Below are 20,641 nucleotides of genomic sequence, written 5' to 3' on the forward strand. Positions count from 1 at the left end.
GTTCATCGCTCAACTACGCTGGCTTACGTATCCCTCACTGACACTTGGGCGTAAGGAAACAGGCGCATGCGAAGCAGGCTGCTGGCGGTTTGGATAGTGGTGTTTGCGGCGCTCTGGAGTGGGCTCGGCTGGGCGGCCGATGACGCGGTAAAACCGGCGGATGAAGCGGTAGAACTGAAGGTCGCCAACCGCAGCATCATGCTGTTTCGCGCGACCATTCTGGGGGAAGCACCGGCCTCGCGAGTCAAGCGCGCGAAAATGGTCATCAGCGAGGCGCTGGATGAAGACGCGGCGCTGAACATCACCACGGATTCGATCCAGAACAGCTACATGGTGCTGATCGGCGACAAGCGCGCTTTCATCGTCGCGCCCAAGGACATCGACAGCCTCGAATACTCTTCGGTGCAACAGGCCGCCGAAGGCGCAGCGGAAAAACTGCGCCAGGTGGTCACCGAAACCCGTGAGGCGCGCAACCTGCAGATGATCCTGCGCTCACTGGGACTGGCCGCTGTGGCCACGCTGATTTACGTCGCGCTGCTCTGGTGCCTGGCGTATCTGCGTCGAAAATTGCTGGCCAAACTCCCCGCGCTGATGGATCGCCACACCCAGGCGCTGAAGGTCGGGCGGGTACAGCTGATCGATTCCAACTTCCTCTATCCGCTGGTCAGCCGTTTGCTGTTGTTGCTGCGCTGGCTGGTGATTTTGCTGCTGACCTATGAATGGCTGGGCTTTGTCCTGTCGCGCTTTCCCTATACGCGGCCGTGGGGCGAAAGCCTCAATAACTACCTGTTCGAACTGGCCGGGTATTTGCTGCAAGGCATTGTCGATGCGATTCCGGGACTGGGCGTGGCCCTGGCGATTTTCTTTATCGCCCGTGGCGTGACCGCGTTTACCCGACGCATCTTGCGGCGCATGGCCACGCCGGGGACATTCAGCTGGCTCAATCACGAAACCCTGCAACCGACCCAGCGTCTGACGGCGCTGGCGATCTGGCTGTTTGCCCTGGCGATGGCCTATCCGTATCTGCCGGGTGCCGGCACCGATGCTTTCAAGGGCTTGTCGGTGTTGATCGGCCTGATGATTTCCCTCGGCGCGACCAGTGTGGTCGGGCAGGCTGCCGCCGGATTGATCCTCACCTACACGCGCACCTTGCGCCCCGGCGAGTTTGTGAAAATCGGCGAGTACGAAGGCACCGTCACCGAACTGGGCATGTTCACCACACGGATTCGCACCGGTCTGGGGGAAGTGCTGACGCTGCCCAATTCGATGATCACCGGCACCGTCACCAAGAACTATTCGCGCACCGTGCAAGGCCCCGGTTATGTCGTCGATACGGTGGTGACCATCGGCTACGACACGCCATGGCGTCAGGTCGAGGCGATGTTGCTGGAAGCTGCCAAGCGCACGCCGGGTGTGCTGGAGGATCCACCAGCGCAAGTGTTCCAGACCGCACTGTCGGATTTCTATCCTGAATACCGACTGGTCGCGCAGGCCATCCCGAGCCAGCCGCGCCCGCGCGCGGTGTTGCTGAGCATGCTCCACGCCAATATTCAGGACGTGTTCAACGAGTACGGCGTGCAGATCATGTCGCCGCACTATCTGGGCGATCCGCAACAAGACAAGTGGGTGCCAAGGGACAAGTGGTACACCGCGCCTGCGCAAGAACCGAAGGATCAGTGACCGCCGCTCAAAGGGAGTTCGCCCCATGCTCGAATTTATCCTTCACGCCTTGCGCACCGACCCGGAAATCGCCGTGTTTCTGGCGATTGCCCTCGGCGTGTTTATTGGCCGGATTCGCATCGGCAGTTTTCACCTCGGCTCGGTGGCCGGCGCGCTGCTGATGGGTTTGCTGATCGGTCAGATCGGTCTGGAAGTACCGGCGGGCCTGAAGTCGGTGTTTTTCGTGATGTTCATCTACGCCGTCGGCTTCAAGAGCGGGCCGGAGTTTTTCGGCAGCCTCAATCGCGGCACGCTGAAACTGGTGGTGCTCTCGGTGGTGCTCTGCGCCACGGCGTTGGGGGCGATTCTGCTGATGTACTCGGTGTTCGATTTCGATGCCGGGTTCACCGCTGGCCTCGGTGCCGGCGCGCTGACCGACACGGCGATCATGGGCACCGCGACCAGCGCGATCAATCAACTGACAATCGATGCCGCGGCCAAGGCGCAACTTAACAGCCACATGGCGATTGCTTACGCCATTACCTACTTGTTCGGCACCATCGGCTTGATCGTGTTTGTCGGCAGCATCGCGCCGAAACTGCTCGGCGTGAACCTGCGCGAGTCGGCGCGGGAACTGGAGCTGGAACTGGGTATCGCCAAGGAAGAGGAGGCGATCACCGTGCCCTATACGCGCATGGTGGTGCGCGCGCATCAGGTCGCGGAAAACGGCCAGGCGGCCGGGTTGCGCATCATCGATCTGGAAAAACCCCACGAATCGCTGACCGTCGAGCGGGTGATGCGCGCCGGCAAAGTCATCGAGCGCGATGAAGAGTTCGTGCTGATGGCCGGCGACGTCATTGGCGTCTACGCCTTGCGCGATGCAGTGGGCAACCTCAGTCACTGGGTCGGCCCGGAGATCGATCATCCCGAAGCCCTGTCGTTTCCGACCCGTCAGGTAGACATCGTCCTGACCTCGGCTGAGTTCGCCGGCAAAACCATCCATCAAGCCAAATCGCGTTTGGCCAGCGACCGGCGCCTGGGCTGCTTCGTCAACAACATCAGCCGTCAGGGCTATGACTTGCCGTTGCTGCCCAACACCGTACTGCGGCGCGGCGATGTGATCTCGCTGACCGGGCGCACTGCCAGTGTCGAAGCCATGGCCAAACGCCTTGGGCGCATCCGCAAGAACAACTACAAAAGCGATATCGCCATGCACACCTTGGGCATGGTGCTCGGTTCGTTGTTGGGGTTGTTGTCGACCCACATTGGCATGATTCCGGTGGAGTTGGGGATCGGCGGCGGGGTGCTGGTCGCGGCGCTGGTAATTGGCTGGTACAACTCGCGCCACCCGGAAATCGGCGCGTTGCCGCCAGCGGCGCAATGGGCGTTTTCCGAGTTCGGCTTGACTGCGTTTGGCGCGGTGGTCGGTTTGCTCGCCGGGCCAGCAGCGTTTGCCGCGATGAAGGAGCAAGGCCTGGCGCTGTTGCTGTCCGGCGCGGTGGTGACGATTCTGCCGCCACTGGTGGCGTTGTACTTCGGCCGCTATGTGTTGCGCCTGCACCCGATGATTCTGTTTGGCGCCTTGGCCGGTGCGCAGACGGAAGCGGCGTCGATGAACAAGATCATCGAGCAGTCGGGGAGTAACACTCCGGTGATCGGTTTTACGGTGTGCTATGCAATTTCCAACGTCTTGCTCGCGGTGTGCGGGCCGATCATTGTGTTTGTCGTCGCTGGCTAGGCTTGCTTGTCAGAAGCCGCTCTCGCGCATCAATACCGCGAGCACATGGGTCGCGCCGTCGGCGAGCAGGCTGCGCCGCTCGCCGTCGATTTTCAGATGCCCACGGGTTTCGCGCAGGCTCGGCAATGGCTCGTCCAGCTGAATCAGCACCTGAAACAACGCACTGCTCGGAATCAATGAATGTTCGGCATTCGTGGTCGGCACAGGCCCACCGAAGCGCGATGACAGCATGCGGTGCGACAACTGACTGGCGCGGGTGCTGCCGACCTGCACCACGCGACCGCTGAGTGGCGTGGTCTGGCCATCCGGATAAAAGCGCACGCGATCACCGGTGGCCATGCGATGCACCTGATCCTGCGCAACATACGCGTCGACCTGCCAGCTGCGCGGATCAATCAGCATGCCCAGCGATTCCTGGCGACCGACCCATTGCCCCGGTTTCCAGTCGGGATTGACGTCCAGCCACACTCCGGCAAACGGTGTTTGCAGGTTCAGCCGGGCGATTTCCGAGCGCGCGGCGCGGGCTTCTTCGAACTGCACGTTGAGGCGCTGGCGGGTCACGGCGTCTTCAGCCAAGCCGCCGGGGTCGGCGATCAGCCCCGATAATCTTGCCTCATAGCTGCGCGCATTGGCTTCGCTGGATTGCAGGCGTGAGGCGATGTCCGGTTCATCGAGGGTGATCAGGGTCTCGCCGGCCTTGACCGCGCCGCCCGGGTGAATCGATTGCAGGCGCGCCGGGTAGGGCGCGTACACGCGCAATTGATGCTCGGCGCGAGCCACGCCGACTGCATCGATCTGCGTGCGCCAAGGCATCGCCAGCCCGACGAGAACCGCTAGTAACACCGCGTAAAACGCCAGTTTGCGGCGACCGGGAATCGCCGCCCGACTTTTCCACCAGTGGCCCAGTTCACGCATCACGGGCAAGGCGATAAACCACGACAGTTCGACCATGAACAGGAAGATCCCCAGAACCTTGAAGAAAAACAGATAGACCGCGAGCGCGATCCCCAGAAACAGCACCAGCCGATAAATCCAAGTGATGATCGCGAAGGTCACCAGCAAACGCCGTTGGCCGGTCGGAAAGGTTTCCGGCCAGTCTTCCTGCAAGCCCAACAGATTGCGCCGCAGGGTGACGCGCGCCAACGCCGAGGCGCGTTCGTGCAGGTTGGGAAAGTCCAGCAGGTCGGAAAGAATGAAGTAGCCATCGAAACGCATGAACGGACTGGCATTCAGTGCCAGTGACAGCAACCAACTGGTGGTCGCCAGATACAGCAACGCATTGCGCAACGCGCCCGGATCGCACAACGCCCAACCCAGCGTCGACAGCCCGGCCAGCGACAGTTCGGTGACGATGCCTGCCGAGGCAATGGCCAGTCGTTGTCGCGAACGACTGAGTTTCCAGCTCTCGCCGGTGTCGGTGTAGAGCATCGGCCACATCACCACAAACGCGATGCCCATGTGCCCGACGCGCAACCCCAGGCGCGTGGCGACCAAGGCGTGCCCGAGTTCATGCAGGGTTTTCGCGACGATCAGCGCCAGGGCGAAGCTGAACAGGCCTTCGGTGGAAAACGACTCGACCACGGCGCTGGTGAACACGTCCCACTGCTGCAACACCAGAATGATCCCGAGCAGGCTCAGGCACAGCACGACAATCCCGGTGAGTGGATGAAACACCCAGCCCAGCGCTCGCGCCAACACCTGCAACGGTTGTTGCGGGCGCAGCAACGGAATGCGGAAAAACAGGTAATGGTGCAGCCACCAGCGCCAGGTCAGCCAACTGCCTTGCTCGCTTTTATCCTTCAAGCGTTCCAGCGCGGCGGGGCCGGCGCGCAGCAATTGATGCTGTTCGAGAAACTGGCGGAAATCGAGGACTTGCTCGACATCCGGTTTCAGCGCGGTGTCGTCGGCAATTTGCTCGCTGATAACGCGTGGCGACTGACCCCAGCGCAGCAGGCACTCGAATTCCAGCCAGCCGATACGGTAGAACCGGTTGATCACCGTGTCTTGAATCACCCACGCCGGTTCGCCGTTGCTGCCGTGGGCCGCTTCGCTCAGGCGCAAGTCTTCGCGCAACGGCGGGACGGGCAGGTCGGCCGGGTCGAGCATTACCAGCCACTCCACGCACGCAGTGTCGCCAAGGGGCGGCGCAGCAGGTAATAACCGAGCATCACCCGCCCGCCGTAAATCTTCGCCGTGCCGTGCAGGCCGAGGCGCGCGTGCTCCGGGGCGCCCTCAATGCTGGCGAGCAAGCGGTAGGCGACCACGCCTTCATCGCTGGGTCGCGCCTGATAACTGGTTTCCAGAATCTGGCCCTTGAGCGGGGTCAGTGGATACGCGGTGAGGAACAGCGTCACTTCAGCGCCCGGTTCCAGCGCAATGGCATCGGCCACGGCGAGTTGAATGAGCATCGCCGGTTGCGTCGGGTCGGCCACCTGCATGATGCGCTCGCCCGTTACCACCGGTTTGCCCAGCCAGTCGTTGGGATCGCTGAACACCGCGACGCCGCCCCGTGGTGACAGCACTTGTGTGCGTTTGAGTTGCGCCTGCACCGCTGCCAGTTCGGCCCGGCGTTGCTGTGCGCGGCCGGCGAGCAGGGTCAGTTCGCTTTTGCTTTGCGGATTGTCGAAGGCGCGCTGGCTGGCCGCCTGCAATTCGGCATCGGCGACCGCAACTTCCTTGCCGAGCACTTCGGCGCGGCTGCGCAGGGTGGTTTCATCCAGCGAAAACAGCGCTGTGCCGGCCTCGACCGGTTGATTGGGCCGAACCTGAATCTTCTCGATCACGCCATCGATCGGCGAACTGATGATCTGCGCCTGGCGCGAGACGATTTCTGTCGGCGCCAGAGCGCTTTGACGTACCGGCAATAACAGCAGGGCGCCAAGCACAATCGCCACGAGCAACAACTGCTTGCGATTGGGTCGCCAGCGACTGAAACGCTTGCGTCGAGTCAGCGCCGACCAGCAATACGCCCAGGTCGCGACCAAACCTTTGAGGTGTTGCCACAACACAGCCGGTGGTTTCTGCTCCAGCAACAGGATCAACAGGCCCAAGCGCTGATTGTCGCGATCCTGCAGCGGTATGCACCACAGCCCCGACGGCCACCATTCGTTCCAGCCTTCGGCAATGTCCGCTGGCGGCGCGGCGCTTTCCATAGCGATCCACACCGGCTCTGCGTCGGGCACTTGCGCTGCGACCCAGCGACTGGCACGGCGCAGCCAGACCAGATACGGCGAATCCTCGCTGGGCCGCGACAGGCCCGAAACGTTGAGCAGTTCCAGCGTCGATTCACGCTGGGCAAACACCAGCGCCTGATGAAATGGCAGCAACGGGTACAAGTCGTTGGCCATGCTGAACGCCAGACTGTTCAGCGAGTCGGCGGCCATGGCTTTATCCCGCAATGCATCGAGTTCGAGCAGCAGGTGAGGGTGGGGCAGCGATTCGTTCATGGTCATGGGCGAGCGACTTGTTCGAACTGCGCCGTGCCGCTCATGCCAGCCATCAGGTCGGGGTATTTGTTGTTGAGTTGGGCTTCCAGTTCAACGGTCTGTGCCACCGCATCGACCCGCGAGTTGATGGCGCTGACATGGGCCGGGTAGGTCTTGCCGGTTTCGTGGATGCTGACTTGCAGCGGCAAGCCGGGTTTGAGGTCTTTGAGCAGATTGGAGGGCACGTTCAGGCGCACTTTCAACGCACCGTCGCTGACCAGGTCGAACAGTGGCGTGCCGGCCGATACGGTTTGGTAAGGCTTGACGTAAACCTTGGCCACCCGCCCGGAAAACGGTGCCAGCACCTGGCAGTAGCTGCTTTGCGCTGCGCCCATGGCCCGCGCGCCGTCAGCCTTTTGCACTTCGGTGTTGGCCATCGACACTTCGATATCGCCGACCGCGTTGAGCTGCCGCAATTGCTGTTTCGCTTGCAGGTTCTGTTTGGCCATGGCCAGTTCCGCTGCGGCGACTTTCGAGCGCGCTTCGGCTTCATTGCAGTTGAAACGGGCGAGCAATTCGGACTTGGCGACCTGCTCGCCGAAGCCGGCTTTCAGTTCACCGAGGGTGCCGGCCATCTGGCTGGAGAGGGTGGTTTCCAGTTCGGCGGCGAGCAACACACGAATCGCACTGGCACTTTCCAGAGCGGGGGCCGAAGCACTGTCTTCGGCGTGGACGGGCAGGATCAGACTGGCCAACAACAGGGCCCCGATACGGGACTCAAGGGCGATTTTGCGCATTCGGCGTTCCTTGCGAAGTGGCAGCGAGCAGGCGTTGTTGTTCTTGTTCGTTCAAGGTGCGCTGGATTTCCCGGGCCAGGGTCTTGATGTCGTGTTGCGAGATTTCTTTCGGCAATACGTCGAGACCCACCGAGTTGTACATCCGCCCCCACGCAGCCTGAGCGCTGGAGAACGCCGCTTCACGCTGATAACGCGACAGCAGATAACGGCCTTCGGAGCGGATCACTTCCAGCTCCGAGCCCAGCGCGCCGGTTTTCGCCGCTTGCGCGTAATCGAGCAGGCTGCGGTCGACGCGCAGGCTGTCTTCGGCGAACTCCACTTCCTGCCGCGCCAGTTGATAGCGCAGGGTGCCGACCCGCACTTGCGTGAGAATCGCCATCGACAGCGCCACGCGGCGGGTGTCGTCGGTTTCGCCCTGGGATTTCTCTGCGGCGTTCAGCGACGGCAATTGCAGCAGACGGATCAGGTTCATCGACACTTGCAGGCCGGTGCTCATCCAGTCGTTGTTGTAGAGGTATTTGTTGGAGTCGTACTTGTAGCCGAAATCAACGCTGACGTTCGGCCACAACTGCGCCTTGGCGATCTCCAGGTCCTTTTGGTTGACGCGTTTGCGGTACCACTCTTCCATGATTTCCGGGCGGTTCTCCAGCGACAACTGTTCCAGCCGCGCCATGCTCTGACGGACTTCCGGCAGCGGCGGATCGGGCATGTCGGCGAGGATCATTTTCGAGCCCGGCGGCAGCGACATCAGTGCCGACAGTTCGGCCTGGGCGAATTCCAGATCCTGACGGCGTACGGTCAGCAGGTAGATCGAGTCGAGCAGCGCACGCTGATAAGCGAGGATTTCCTGACGCGGCAGCAAGCCACGGGTTTCGGCTTCGCGGGCCGAGGTCAGCGCGGTGTGGGTGCGCATCAGCAGTTTGTCGACTTCCGGCATCAGTCGCTGGGCACCGAGTGCGCGCCAGTAAGCGTTGCGCACGTCTTGCAGGACGTTCTGCGCGACTTTGCGCCGGCGTTCTTCGGCCATGAGAATCTGGTCGGATTTCTGTTGCGTGCGGTAATAGGCGACGCCGAAATCCAGCAGGCTCCAGCTCAAACCGAGGCCGTAGACTTCGCGATAGCGTTCTTCCGAGGTCGAGGGGCGCAAGCTGACCTGACGGTCTTCGATGCCGATCGAGGTGCCACCGGAATCATTGTTACGCCCGGCATAACCGGCCGAGGCGACCAGACGTGGCAGCATTTCATGGCTGGAGACGTCGCGCAGGTCGGAGGCCAGCGCGCTTTCCATCAGTTTGAGGCGGTAGTCGAGGTTGTATTTCAGCGCCCGTGCGGCGGCCTCATAAAAGGTAATCGGCGCGCTGACCGGCTCCTGACCGGAATACATGCGTGACTGGTCGGCAATGATCCGTTGGCGGTTTTCTTCATCGGTGGAGGGTTTCGGCTCCGTTGATGAGCAAGCACTGAGCAACAGTGCAGAAGCGATGGCGGTACTGAGAAGCCGGGTCGCGTGTAGGCGCATGTTCATTCCTTTGCATTCTTCGAATTTTTCTTCAGGTCGACCGCTTTATCGTGGTGCGCGGCGTTGCGCTGCATCGCGCAATTGCGCGCTGAAGCCCTTGGCCCGGGGTTTTTCCTGTTGTTTCTCTGCGTGAGCCGGACTGTGTGTCAGGTCGGCCGGGTTCAAGGTGAACAGCGACGGATCGCTCAACAAACCATCGGCGCTCAGCCCGGTACGGCCCTGACGCCCCTGAACCCACAGCAGGTCGAGTTCGCTTTCGAGACGACTGGTGCGCACTGCTTGCTGAACGAATTGCCCCGGCACCAAGCCCAGACCATTGCCCAGCGAATCACTGCTGAATTCACCGACCGCCGCGAGGCGCAGGTTGCTGCCATCGACGCCCCAGGCCGACAGCTCGGAGATCTCAGCGGCGCGCTCGACCACTGGCGTGACGAAGATCGCCGGTTGCGGGTCAGGAATCAGGAAGTTGCGGTTGAGGGTGTTGGGATCACGCTCAAAGTTGTTGCCGCCCGGCGCCGGTATGAATGGAGTAGCGATGTCGAGGGTGATCACCAGTTCGGCCTGATCACTGGCGCCGGCACGGTCGTTGATGGTGTAGGTGAACACGTCGCGCAGAATCTGCCCGAGACCGGCGGCAGCGAGGACGGCGGGGTTGTTCTGGTCGATGGTGTAGGTGTAACTGCCGTCGGCGTTCAACACCAGCGTGCCGTACAGACCGATGATCGGCTGGCCGATGACGCCGGACGTGCTGCCATCCGCTTCGGCCCCGGTGCGCACGCCGACCACGACGAGGCCGTCGTTGTTATCGACGTCGCCATCGTTGGGCAGCACGTTGCCGGTGGTTTGCGGGGCAGGGGACTGGTCGCTGGCAAAGCCGCTATCGTTCTGGGCGAGCGGTGCGTCGTTGGCGCCCTGAATCACCACGGTCAGGCGCGCATCCGAGGTCGCGCCCGCCGTGTCGACCATGCGATAGGTGAAGGTTTCGCTGAGGGTTTCACCCGCCGTGCGCAGGGCCTGGACCACGGGATTATTGTTGTCGATGACGTAGGTGTAGCTGCCATCGGCGTTCAACGTCAGTTGCCCGTAGAGACCGATCAACACTTGCCCGGCGCCGGTGGACTGACCGGCCTGATTGCTGACGCTCTGCACCTGTTTGCTTTCGCCATTGGCGACGCTGTCGACGTCCGTGTCGTTGTCCAGCACGTTGCCGGTGGGATTGCTGCCCGGCGTGCCGTTGTTAACGCCGCCAGCCTCGACCGCCGTGGCGCTGTCATCGACGGCGACCGGGGTGTCGTTGCGGCCATCGACGGTGATACGCAACTCGGCAGTGCTGGTGTCGCCCCAGCGATCGACGATGGTGTAGGTGAACACTTCGTTGAGCGTCTGACCGCTCTGGCGCAAGGCCTGGACGGCAGCGAGATTATTATCGACGGTGTAGCTGTAGCTGCCATCGGCGTTGATCAGCAGGTCACCGTACAACCCGCGCAGTGAAGTGCCGACGCTGCCGACCGTACCGATCGCGTCGACGGTGCCGGTGTGAATGCCGATCACCGACAGCGGATCGCTTTCGGCGTCGGTGTCGTTGTCCAGCACATTGCCGCCGGGGTTGAGACCGGGTTGATCGTTATTGCTGCCACCGGCCTCGATCGCCGTCGCTGTGTCGGTGTTGGCCACCGGCGCAATGTTGCGCCCGCGAATGATGATGTGGATTTCCGCCAGATCGTTCTGCCCGCCACGGTCGCTGACCTGATAAGTAAAGCGCTCATTGAGAAATTGCAGCGGCCCCAAGGCCAGAACCGCCGGATTGTTCGAGTCGAGGTTGTAGGTGAAGCTGCCATCGGCGCCGATGATCAATTGCCCGTAGAGGCCGTTGATCAGCGTGCCATTGCTGTTGTCGGTGCCTGCGGTGACCCCGGCCAGACTGCCGCCGGCGTCTTCGGTGCCGAAACGGATGCCAGTGACGGTTTTGCTGTCACCCTGGTCGACGTCAGTGTCATTGGGCAGCACGTTGCCGCTCGGGTTGACGCCGTTACCGTTGCCGTTATCGGCCACGGCGAGCGCGGTGTCATTGGCGGCGACCGGCGCATCCCAGGCGCCGTCAATGCGGATGCTCAATTGTGCGGTGTCGGTGGCCCCGGCGATATCGCGCAGGCGGTAGGTAAAGGTTTCCACCAGCGAATCGCCGACTTTCAGCGCCTGCACGGCGGCGAGGCTGTTATTGATCACGTAGCTGTAAGTGCCGTCGGTGTTGAGGGTCAGCGTGCCGTACAAACCGTTGAAGGTCTGCGCGCCGACAACGTTGGTGAAAGTGCCGCCGGCCGCTTCGTTGCCCGTGCGAATCCCGGTCACCAGTTTCGCGTCGTTGGCATCGACGTCGTTGTCATTGGTCAGCACATTGCCGCTCGGATTGACCCCCGGCGTGCCGTTGAACGTGCCGCCGGCCTCGACCGCCACGGTACTGTCGTCGCTGGCGACCGGGTTGTCGTTGGCGCCGCGAATGGTGATGGTCAGGGTCGCGCTGCTGGTGGCGCCGGCAAGGTCGCGGATCTGGTAGGTGAAGGTTTCCGTCAGCGTGTCGGCATTGCTGCGCAGTGCCTGGACCTGCGGGTTGAGGTTATCGAGCAGATAGCTGTAGCTACCGTCGGCGTTCAGGGTCAACCGGCCATAGGTGCCATTGAAAGCGCTGCCGATCAGGCCGACAGACGAGCCCTGATTGACGCCGATCACGCTGAGCACTTCGCCGTTGCCATCAACGTCAGTGTCGTTGGCCAATACGTTACCGCTCGGATTGATGCCCGGCGTGGCGTTGTTCGCTCCACCGGCCTCGACAGCGGTGTTGCTGTCGTTCTGTGCGACCGGTGTGTCGTTGCGTCCTTGAATGCTGATATTCAACGTGGCGCGATCAGTGGCGCCGGCCGCATCGATCACTTCGTAACTGAAGGCATCGAGCAGGCTGTTGCCAGCGCGCAAGGCTTGAACCGCCGCCATGCTGTTGTCCAGACGATAGCTATAACTGCCGTCGGCGTTTAGGGTCAGCCAGCCATAGGTGCCGCGCAACTCGGTGCCAAGGGCGCCGGCCGTGCCGGTTGCGGCTTCGCTGCCGGTGCGCACCGAGGACACTGCGCGGGTTTCGCCGTAGTTGTAGTTGGGCAGGTCGCCGGGGACTTCGCCGCCGTCGACATCGCTGTCGTTATCCAGCACGTTGCCGGTGGGATCCTGACCGGGCTGGCTGTTGTTCAAGCCGCCGGCCTCGATGGCCACGCCGGCATCATCATTGGCAATCGGGTTGTCGTTCTGCCCGCGAATCAACACGATGATTTCCGCCGTGTCGGTTTGCGGGGTCGCACCGACGCCATCGCTGACGGTGTAGGTGAAACGTTCCGAGAGCAGATCGGCGCTACGGCGCAGGGCCTGCACGTCAGGGTTGCTGTTGTCGACTTCATAGACGTAGCTGCCGTCGGGGAAAATCGTCAGCGTGCCGTACAGTCCGGCAATCACCGTGCCGCCGAGATTGACCGCGATAGGCGTGCCCGGATCGCCGCTCGCGCCGGACTTGATCAGCGTGACCGTCAGTGGGTCGCCATCGGGATCGGTGTCGTTGACCGTGACGTCGCCCGAAGGGTTGTTGCCCGGCGTCAGGTTGTTGATCCCGCCGGCTTCGGTGGCGACGGCAATGACGTTTTGCGCAACCGGTGGATCGTTGACGCCATGCACGGTGATGACCAGTTGCGCGGTGTCAGTCAGGCCAGTGGTGTCGGTGACGCGGTAGGTGAAGAACTCGGTCAGGGTATGACCCGGCGCCAGCGCCTGTACCAGCGCATTGGTGCTGTCGACGTCATAGAAAAACGAGCCATCGGCGCCGATGCGCAAGGTGCCGTAAAGACCGGCTACCACGGTGCCGTTGGCGGAAGTGGTGCCGGTGGCCACGCCACTGAGCACGTCGACGGCCGGGTTGTAGGTGGCCTCGCTTTTGTTGATCACGCCATTGACCAGCAACTGGCTGCTCGGCTGGTCATTGGCATCGACGTCCTGATCGACGCCATTGCCACCCGGTTGGGTGATCGGCCCGGGACGGCTGGGAAACTGAATCACGTTGCCGCTCGGATTGCTTTCCGAGGCGGTGCCGTTGGTGGACGCGGCTTGTGCCGAGGCGGCGTCATCGCTGGCCACCGGGTTGTCGTTGGCACCTTGGATGACGATGCGCAGTTGCGCGACATCATCCAGTCCGCCGGTATCGGTCAGCCGATAGCTGAAGAACTCCACCAGCTGTTGCCCGGCACTCAGGCGCTGAACCGTGGCGTTAGTGTTGTTGACCACGTAGCTGTAAGTGCCGTCGGGATTGATGGTCAAGGTGCCGTAGAGCCCGGCAATCGCCGTAGCGCCGCTGACGGCGGTGAAGTTGCCGGCGCCGGCCTCGGCTACCGGGCGAATACCGGTTACGGTGCGGGTTTCCCCATTGGCGACGCTGTCGACGTCCAGATCATTGCTCAACACGTTGCCCGTGGCGTCACTGCCCGGTGTGCCGTTGTTGACGCCGCCGGCCTCGATGGCCACACCGTCGTCATCGACGCCTTGCGGCGTGTCGTTGGCGCCCTGAATGGTCACGCTCAATGTGGCCGTCGAGGTTTCACCGGCAAGGTCCGCGAGGACGTAATTGAAGTTGTCCTGCAAGGTCTGGCCCGACACGCGCAGCGCCTGCACGGCGGCGTTGTTGTTATCGACGACGTATTGATAGGAACCGTTGCTGCCAATCACCAACTGACCGTACAGGCCATTGATCACGGTGACGCCGAGCACTGGCGTTTGAATGCCGGCGCCGGGGCCGACGGAGACCACGTGCAACTGATCGGCGTTGGTGGCGATGTCGACGTCGGTGTCGTTGCTCAGCACATTGCCGCGCGGGTCGATACCAGCGGAAGCGTTGTTGCTGCCGCCAGCCTCCAGTGCCGTGGCACTGTCGTTGACGCCGACCGGGTTGTCATTCACGGCAGCGAGAATGATTTGCAGGGTGTCGGTGTCGGTCAGCGCATCGGCGGCCGTGCCGGGAATGCCATCGCCGTCGGCATCGCCGTAGTTGCCTCGGTCATTGCTGAGCACGGTCAGGGTGTCGGTGCCATTGAAGTTGGCATTGCCCAGATATTGCAGGCTGGCCAGCGCGGTGTTGATATCGGCGAGGTTGCCGGTCAGGGTCAGGCTCGCGGTATTGGCCCCGCTGACGGTGACGCCGGGCACGGTTGTGCCGAGGAACAGCGTGCCGTGAGTGACCGTAAGAATGACGCTGATCGCCCGGTTGTTGACGTTCGGATCGCGGTCGGCATCGACATCGGCGACGCTGATTCCGCCGATATTCAGCACCACGTCTTCCAGGCCGTTTTGTGCGCCGGGGAGGGTGTTGACCGGGGCGTCATTCTGTTCGACGTAACCGGCGTTGGCGCTTTGCGTGTCGGCATCGCCCAGGGTAATGGTGATCTGGCCGAGGGTGCCGGCGTCGCTGTCGACGCGCACGCGCAAATCGCCCACCGGTTGCGGATAGCTGACCAATCCCGCCGGCACATCGATACGGAACACGCCCAGTGGCAAGACGCCGAAGCGGTACTGGCCGTTGGCATCGGTCGTTGTGCTGAATTGCAGGTTGTCGGCCGTGGTATCGAGGCGTCCGTCGGCACCGGCCCAGGTCAGGGTCACGGTTTGCCCGGCCAGACCGGCGCCATCCGGCGTAGCGCTGGCAGTCGGGGTGGCGGTGTCGTTCCACAAGGTGCCGGTGATCACGCCGAGCCCGGCGGTGTCGCGCAAGATGTACTGGTTCGGGCCGACGGCGCTGCCATCGCGCTCGCCGGTTGTGCTGCCATCGACGCCGACGCTGTTGCCGCCCCAATTGGTGAAGTCTTCCGGCAGGCTGCTCCAGGTCAGTGTCGCGTTGCTGCTGGCGACAATGCTCGAGTTCGGCAGGTCGACCGAGTAGCGCACCTGAATCTGCGCGCCGACATCCAGTTGATCGAAATTGACGCTCAAACCGCCGCTGGTGCTGAAGCTGATGCCCGCCGGCAGATTGCCCGGGCCGTAACTCACGCCGTTGATGCTGACACTGAGCAACGTGTAATTACTGCCGCCGGCAAAGCCGTCGCTGACGCGCGCATCGAACGCCGGCAAACCGCCGTTCTGGGTGAAGCTCAGTTGCACCGTGGCGTTGCCGGTGCTGCCGCTCGGGTTCGGGTTGAAGGTGACGATCTGCTTGTCGAGGCCACTGAAGCTCGGCTCGACCACGCGTTCAAACACGGTATCGCTGACCGCACGCCCGGCACCGTTGACGATTTCCTGCGCGGTCACCGCCAGTTGTGCGCCGGCAATATTGGCGGCGATGTTGGTCACGCGAACGTTGAACTCGATCGAGATGCCTTCCAGATCGTCGTCATCGCCATTGCCGTTGACCACGTTACCGAGGTTGAACGTCACCACTTGGCTGCCATCGGGGTTGGTGATGACGGTCAGCCGGCTCGGGTCGAAGATGCCTTGCGGCGCCAGACCCGAAAGGTCCGAGGTGATCGGCAGGGCTTCAGGGCTGTTTTCGTTGCCGTTGATATTCAGCGTGCCGCCAACGATCAGGTTGGCATCACTGCTCAGCCCGCCATTGGAAATGAAGGCGATGCGCAGGGCATTGACCAGCGCATCCGGGGAAATGAACTGCAAGCCGTTGGCCAGGGTGATCTGCACCTGATAGTTGGGGTTGTTACCCTCGGGCACCAGCACCACCACGCGGTAGCGAATCACTTCGCCGACGGTGACTTGTTCGACGGCGGCGGTGGTCGGGTTGGGCGCCGCCGTGTCCGGTAGGCCACCGACACGGGAGATTTCGATGGCCTGAGCCACAGGAATCAGCAACGTCGACAGGTTGCGGTAATCATTGAGCGTGCCGCCATTGAGCACGCCGTCGATACCGGTGCGTTCGCCGGCATTGCCACCGTCGAGGCTGGTCCATTGCACGCTGGCGACGTTGGCGATGTTAGATAACGCTGCAGCGCTGGCGTTGACGATACCGCTGAGCTGCAAAACGATGCTGCCGCCCTTGGCAATGTCGATATTGGCGCCACTGGCGGTGCGCAACTGGCCGCCGACGATTTCAAACGCCACGCCACCGTTATTGGTCGCACCGTTCTGATACAGCACACCCACCAGCGTGACGTTGCTGAGCTGGGTCGGCAGGGTGTCGAGGAAACTGATGTCGAATGCACTGAAATCGGTGCTGCCATTGCCGTTAGTGAGGGTGATATTGAAAGTCACGGTGTCGCCCTGGTCATAACCGCCAAGGCCGGAGGTGGAGGTGATCACCTGATTGATTTGCAGGGTCGGCTCGCGCACGCTCACCGTCGGCTGGCCACCGCTCAGGGCCACGTTGCGATCCAGCGCCACCGCGCCGTTCGGCGTGTCGCCATCGGGGTCGCTGTAAACCAACTGCGCATTGTTTTGCAGTGAGACGTTGGCCTGGTTGGCTATCACGTTGTTGGCCACCAGTTGCAGACGAATCACGAAGGTGTTGTTGCCGGTCTGGTTGTCCGCCGACACGCTGGAGACGCTGAAGGTCCAACGCCCATCGACACCGTCGCCGCCCAACGCGCCGCCGATCCCGGCAAAACCGCTGACCAGCACGCTGCCGGCAAAATCGGCGCCGAGCGCGCCACTGCCAACGCGGGTGGTAATGATCTGATAGCCGAGGCCACCGTTGAAACTGGTGTCCAGGCGCATGCCCGGTGGAATCAGGTCTTCGATGCGCAGGTTTTGCGTGGTGCCTTCGGGCAGTGTGATGACGATGTCGTAGCGCATGCTTTCGCCGACCACCAGATCGCTGCCATTGGTGTGGCTGGCGCTGGAGTCGCCATTGTCCAGTGTGCCGTCGGCAAAGACTTTGCTGATGACCGGCGCGGCAATCTGCTGGCTGGCCAGATCGGTGAGGTCGGTCGGGGTGAAATCGGTACCGCCATTGACGCTGGCGTAATTGCTCAGGGTCGCGGTGGACTGCAGGCTGCGGCTGGCCTCGATGGTCGCACTGACCACGACGTCATAGCTGATCACCACGACGTTGGCGCCGCTGTTATCGGCGGCCGTGCCGCTGCGTCCGGCCAACAGACTGGCCTGACCGCCCGCATCAAGGAAGTTGATCTGGTTGCCGCTGACGCTGTAGTCGGTGCCCAACACCAGCAAGGTGCCGTCGCCGCGATAAATCTGCAGATTGGCCGCCGCCAGACTTCCGCCGACAAAACTCAAGCCGGAGGGCAGGGTGATGCTGGTGCTGACGTCAAACGCGCCGCCACCACCGCTGTTTTCAATGGCCGTGACCAGGCGCAAACGGTCGGCGCCGTCGATATTGCTGATGTTGCCGTCGACCGCCGAAAGATCGGTGACACTGCCATTGAACGGCACACCGGTGCTGCCCGGTGGGTTCCAGCTACCGCTGGTGCCGGTGACCGTGCCGTTCGAGCCGGAGACCACGCCATGTTTGATGTTGAGTACCGGTTCGGCGACGGAAACGATCGCCACCACGTCAGAAGAAATCAGCGTTCGGTCGGTGAGGGTGGTCTGCTGGCTCGATTGTGCGAGGACGTCCAGCGAGCGCTGGTCGGCAAACGGCTGATCGCCGACCCGGACCGTGAAGCGAATGACGATACGGCTGCCGGTGGTGGTGTTGGTGGCAAAACTGCCGAAATCGAACACCACCGAGTTGCCATCGGCGCTGGTGACGCTGACCACGCCGCCGGCATTGGTATTGCCCGCACCCAGCGCCCACTGGCCGACATCATTACCCGAGCCCCAGGTAATCCCGCTGACGTTGAACAACGGCAACGGCAGGTAGGCAGTGAGTTTGAATTGCTCGTAATCACCGGTGACCAGGTCGTAGCTCAGCTCGAAGGTCACTTCATCGCCGGGGCGCAGTTCACCGTTGCCCGGCGGTGCGCCGTTATTGACCTCGACCAGATTGATATCGACATTGCTGGTCGGGATGACGCTGGTGGTGGTCGAACCGTCGGTTTCGCTCTCGCCCGTCAGGTTGAAGCGATCGACCAACAGCGTGCCGTCCACCGTGGCGGTGTTGCCCAGTTCGTCACCTTCGTTGATGTCCGGGTGCGGGTTGCCTGAAGGCGGTTTGTAGGTCTGGCCGACAATGGCCGAATAGCTCAGTACCGCAACCACGGCGCCCTGCAAGGTATCGTCGAACGCCAGGTCACCGTTGAGCCAGCCGCGAACGTTGTTAAACGCATCGCGCAACGACTGCGCGATGTCGAACACCATCGACGTCGTGCCATCGGCGTTGTTCACCACGCTGGTGACCAGCGTGATGGTCTGCGCGACGCCGTTGATGGTCACCGTCAGGGTCGGCGTGCCGCTGAGGGTCTGACCGTCGCTGAGCTGATCGCGAATGACCAGTTGGCCTTCGTTGAAAAAATCCTTGCCGAAGGCAAAGTAGTCGGAAATCGCCAGATTGAGGGTGTACTGCAGGGTGTCACCGGGGCTGATGCCGGTGTGGCCGATGTCGTTCTGCATCGTCGCGGTTTTCAGCAGCGTGATCGACTTGGCGATGAATTGCGTGCCCTGGCCGGTGCCACTGAAATCGATGGTGGTGTTCGGCGCGGTGAGGTCGCGCGGATCCAGCGGCACCCATTGCCCCGAAGCGGTCGGCGGGCCAAGGGTCACGGTGACCGCATCGCCGGTCACCGGGTTAATCACCGGTTGGCCGTTGGCATCGACTTCCGGCACATAGAAGGCCACCACGGTATCGGTCTTGCCGGTGAGGCTGTCGTAGGCGACGGTGAACGAATTGATGTAAACGTCATTGGCCGCAATCAGCACGGCGATTTGCGCAGGATTGGTCACCACGGTGCCGTCGTGCAGGGTGATCGAGGTCAGCCGCCCGCCGGCGCCGGGGGTGATTGAATTGACTTGAATATTGTCTGGCAGCGGTTGGGTAACGACGACGTTAGTCAGCGTTTGCCCCGGTGCCGGCGTCGCCGACAGCGTCAGCGTGCGCACGTAGTTGGGGCCGGTGGCGGTTTCGCCTTCCGGAGTATTGATGGTTTCGCTGACGGTAATCACCGTCGGGTGCACGACGAATGCTGCGGTGCCAGCCTGAATCAGGCTCGGATCATTGGTCGGGTTGTCCAGTGCATCGTTGCCGAATTCGAAACCGCCACTGGCGCGAATGGTCAGGTCGGGTGTGCCGTTGGAAAACGCCGTGTCGGCGAGATTGCTCAGGCTGGCGGTGATCTGCACGCCAATCACCGGTTGCTGGTTGGTGACGCTGGCGAAGGGCAACTCGATGACCACCAGTTTGTCGCCGGCGCGCATGCCATAAGTGGCGGCGTTGATGATCAGAAAGTTGCCGTTGGCGTCTTTGGCCAGCGGGTGAGTGGCGTTGCCGTTGGCGTCGAACGTGACGACATGGCTGATCAGGTTCTGCCCCAGATACGTGGCCGAGATGAAATTGACGCCGTCGTCGCCATCCTTGCCGGTCGCCGGCATTGCCAGGTTGATGAACGGCGCATAACCCACTTGGGTCGAGGTATTGCTGAAATTCACGGTAAAGGTGAAGCGGTCGCCGAGCAACACATCGCTGCCGCCGGTGGCCACCGTCGCGGTCGGTGCGGCATCGGCGAGCAAGCCGTCGAAATGCGCCATGGCGAGGCCGCTGATGGCGATGCTTTTATCGATGTCGCCGACGCGGGTTTCCAGCGTCCAGTCGCCGCCAGCCTTGCTGCTGCCGGTGTCATTGCTGGAGGCGCCGACATCGGCACCGGTCCAGCGTGCCAGTTCGCTGACCAGGGTTTGCCCGGCCGCGCCGGCGCCGACATCGCAGCCGTACAGCTGAATATCGGCGCCTTGGGTCAGATTGTTGCGCCATTGTTCGAGGGTCTTGCCCAACGAGTCGATGTTGTCTGAGGTGACCGTGCGGTTGCCCAGAGTGAACTGCCCGGCGGCACCATGGGACATGATCTGAATCGAATCGACCTTGCCCAGTTGCGCCAACGCTGCCGAGATTGCCGCAAGGCCATCTTCGCCGACATTCACCACAATCGCGGTGACATTGCCCGGCAACTGCGCGACGAGCTGATCGCGGTTTTCGATGCGACTGTCGATGACCAGCAGGCTGCGCGCAGCCGACGGTGCTTGCTCGGTGGCGGCGCGGCCTTCGGTTGGCGTGGCGTGCGGGACTTGGGCATCCACAGCGGCCGGCGGGGCAGCGGGATCGCTGTGATGTTGATCGGCAGCTGCCGAAGCGGCGGCGCCGTCGAACAGGATTCTTGGCTCCAGCGCCAATGCCTGACGTTGCGGGCGCAAGTGCGCGCCGGAAAATCCACCCCGTGAACCTTGCATGACCGGCCCTCATACTGCCTGCTGAATCCTTCCATTGAGCGCCGACGCCAAGCGACGGACAAATTCAGCGTAGGCCGTTTCTTACACTTTTCCAGCGAACTTCAGGGACTTGCAACGAGCCGCGATAACAGCCTATGGCCAT

General features: G+C 62.4%; 7 protein-coding genes. 2 read left to right on the plus strand and 5 right to left on the minus strand.

What is annotated here, in order from left to right; all coding sequences use genetic code 11:
* The first annotated feature begins 66 nt into the window (after nt 1–66).
* Both U6037_RS13815 and aspT read left to right on the plus strand, forming a co-directional pair.
* Nucleotides 67–1,680 carry a mechanosensitive ion channel family protein gene (locus tag U6037_RS13815; protein ID WP_322847159.1) on the plus strand — a complete coding sequence of 538 codons (1,614 nt, stop codon included), beginning with the start codon at nt 67–69 and terminating at the stop codon, nt 1,678–1,680.
* Between the two features lie 25 nt (nt 1,681–1,705).
* Nucleotides 1,706–3,397, plus strand: coding sequence for an aspartate-alanine antiporter (gene aspT, locus U6037_RS13820; protein WP_322847160.1), 1,692 nt, complete (start codon nt 1,706–1,708; stop codon nt 3,395–3,397).
* A 9-nt stretch (nt 3,398–3,406) separates the two neighbouring features.
* Here aspT and U6037_RS13825 read toward each other — a convergent pair whose 3' ends face one another.
* The 5 genes from U6037_RS13825 to U6037_RS13845 are packed head-to-tail and all read right to left on the minus strand — an operon-like array spanning nt 3,407 to nt 20,499.
* A complete protein-coding gene (locus tag U6037_RS13825) occupies nt 3,407–5,503 on the minus strand; it encodes an HlyD family efflux transporter periplasmic adaptor subunit (protein WP_322847161.1) in 2,097 nt (698 codons plus the stop codon).
* Entirely contained in the window at nt 5,503–6,849 is a 1,347-nt protein-coding gene (locus U6037_RS13830) for an efflux RND transporter periplasmic adaptor subunit (protein WP_322847162.1), read from the minus strand. The genes U6037_RS13825 and U6037_RS13830 overlap by 1 nt, the downstream gene beginning before the upstream one ends.
* Nucleotides 6,846–7,619: an efflux RND transporter periplasmic adaptor subunit gene (locus tag U6037_RS13835; RefSeq protein ID WP_322847163.1), complete on the minus strand. Its 774-nt coding sequence runs from the start codon at nt 7,617–7,619 to the stop codon at nt 6,846–6,848. Before U6037_RS13835 ends, U6037_RS13830 begins: the two co-directional genes overlap by 4 nt.
* Nucleotides 7,600–9,138: a TolC family protein gene (locus tag U6037_RS13840; RefSeq protein ID WP_322847164.1), complete on the minus strand. Its 1,539-nt coding sequence runs from the start codon at nt 9,136–9,138 to the stop codon at nt 7,600–7,602. The genes U6037_RS13835 and U6037_RS13840 overlap by 20 nt, the downstream gene beginning before the upstream one ends.
* Before the next feature lie 45 nt (nt 9,139–9,183).
* Entirely contained in the window at nt 9,184–20,499 is an 11,316-nt protein-coding gene (locus tag U6037_RS13845) for a VCBS domain-containing protein (RefSeq protein WP_322847165.1), read from the minus strand.
* Nucleotides 20,500–20,641: the final 142 nt, after the last annotated feature.

It is taken from the genome of Pseudomonas sp. B33.4 (assembly GCF_034555375.1).
Classification (GTDB): Bacteria; Pseudomonadota; Gammaproteobacteria; order Pseudomonadales; family Pseudomonadaceae; genus Aquipseudomonas.

Coding starts and splice junctions, on each gene's coding strand:
- U6037_RS13835 (WP_322847163.1), bottom strand. CDS start 7,619: ATGCGCAAAATCGCCCTTGAGTCCCGTATCGGGGCCCTGTTGTTGGCC.
- U6037_RS13815 (WP_322847159.1), top strand. CDS start 67: ATGCGAAGCAGGCTGCTGGCGGTTTGGATAGTGGTGTTTGCGGCGCTC.
- U6037_RS13845 (WP_322847165.1), bottom strand. CDS start 20,499: ATGCAAGGTTCACGGGGTGGATTTTCCGGCGCGCACTTGCGCCCGCAA.
- U6037_RS13825 (WP_322847161.1), bottom strand. CDS start 5,503: ATGCTCGACCCGGCCGACCTGCCCGTCCCGCCGTTGCGCGAAGACTTG.
- U6037_RS13840 (WP_322847164.1), bottom strand. CDS start 9,138: ATGCGCCTACACGCGACCCGGCTTCTCAGTACCGCCATCGCTTCTGCA.
- U6037_RS13830 (WP_322847162.1), bottom strand. CDS start 6,849: ATGACCATGAACGAATCGCTGCCCCACCCTCACCTGCTGCTCGAACTC.
- aspT (WP_322847160.1), top strand. CDS start 1,706: ATGCTCGAATTTATCCTTCACGCCTTGCGCACCGACCCGGAAATCGCC.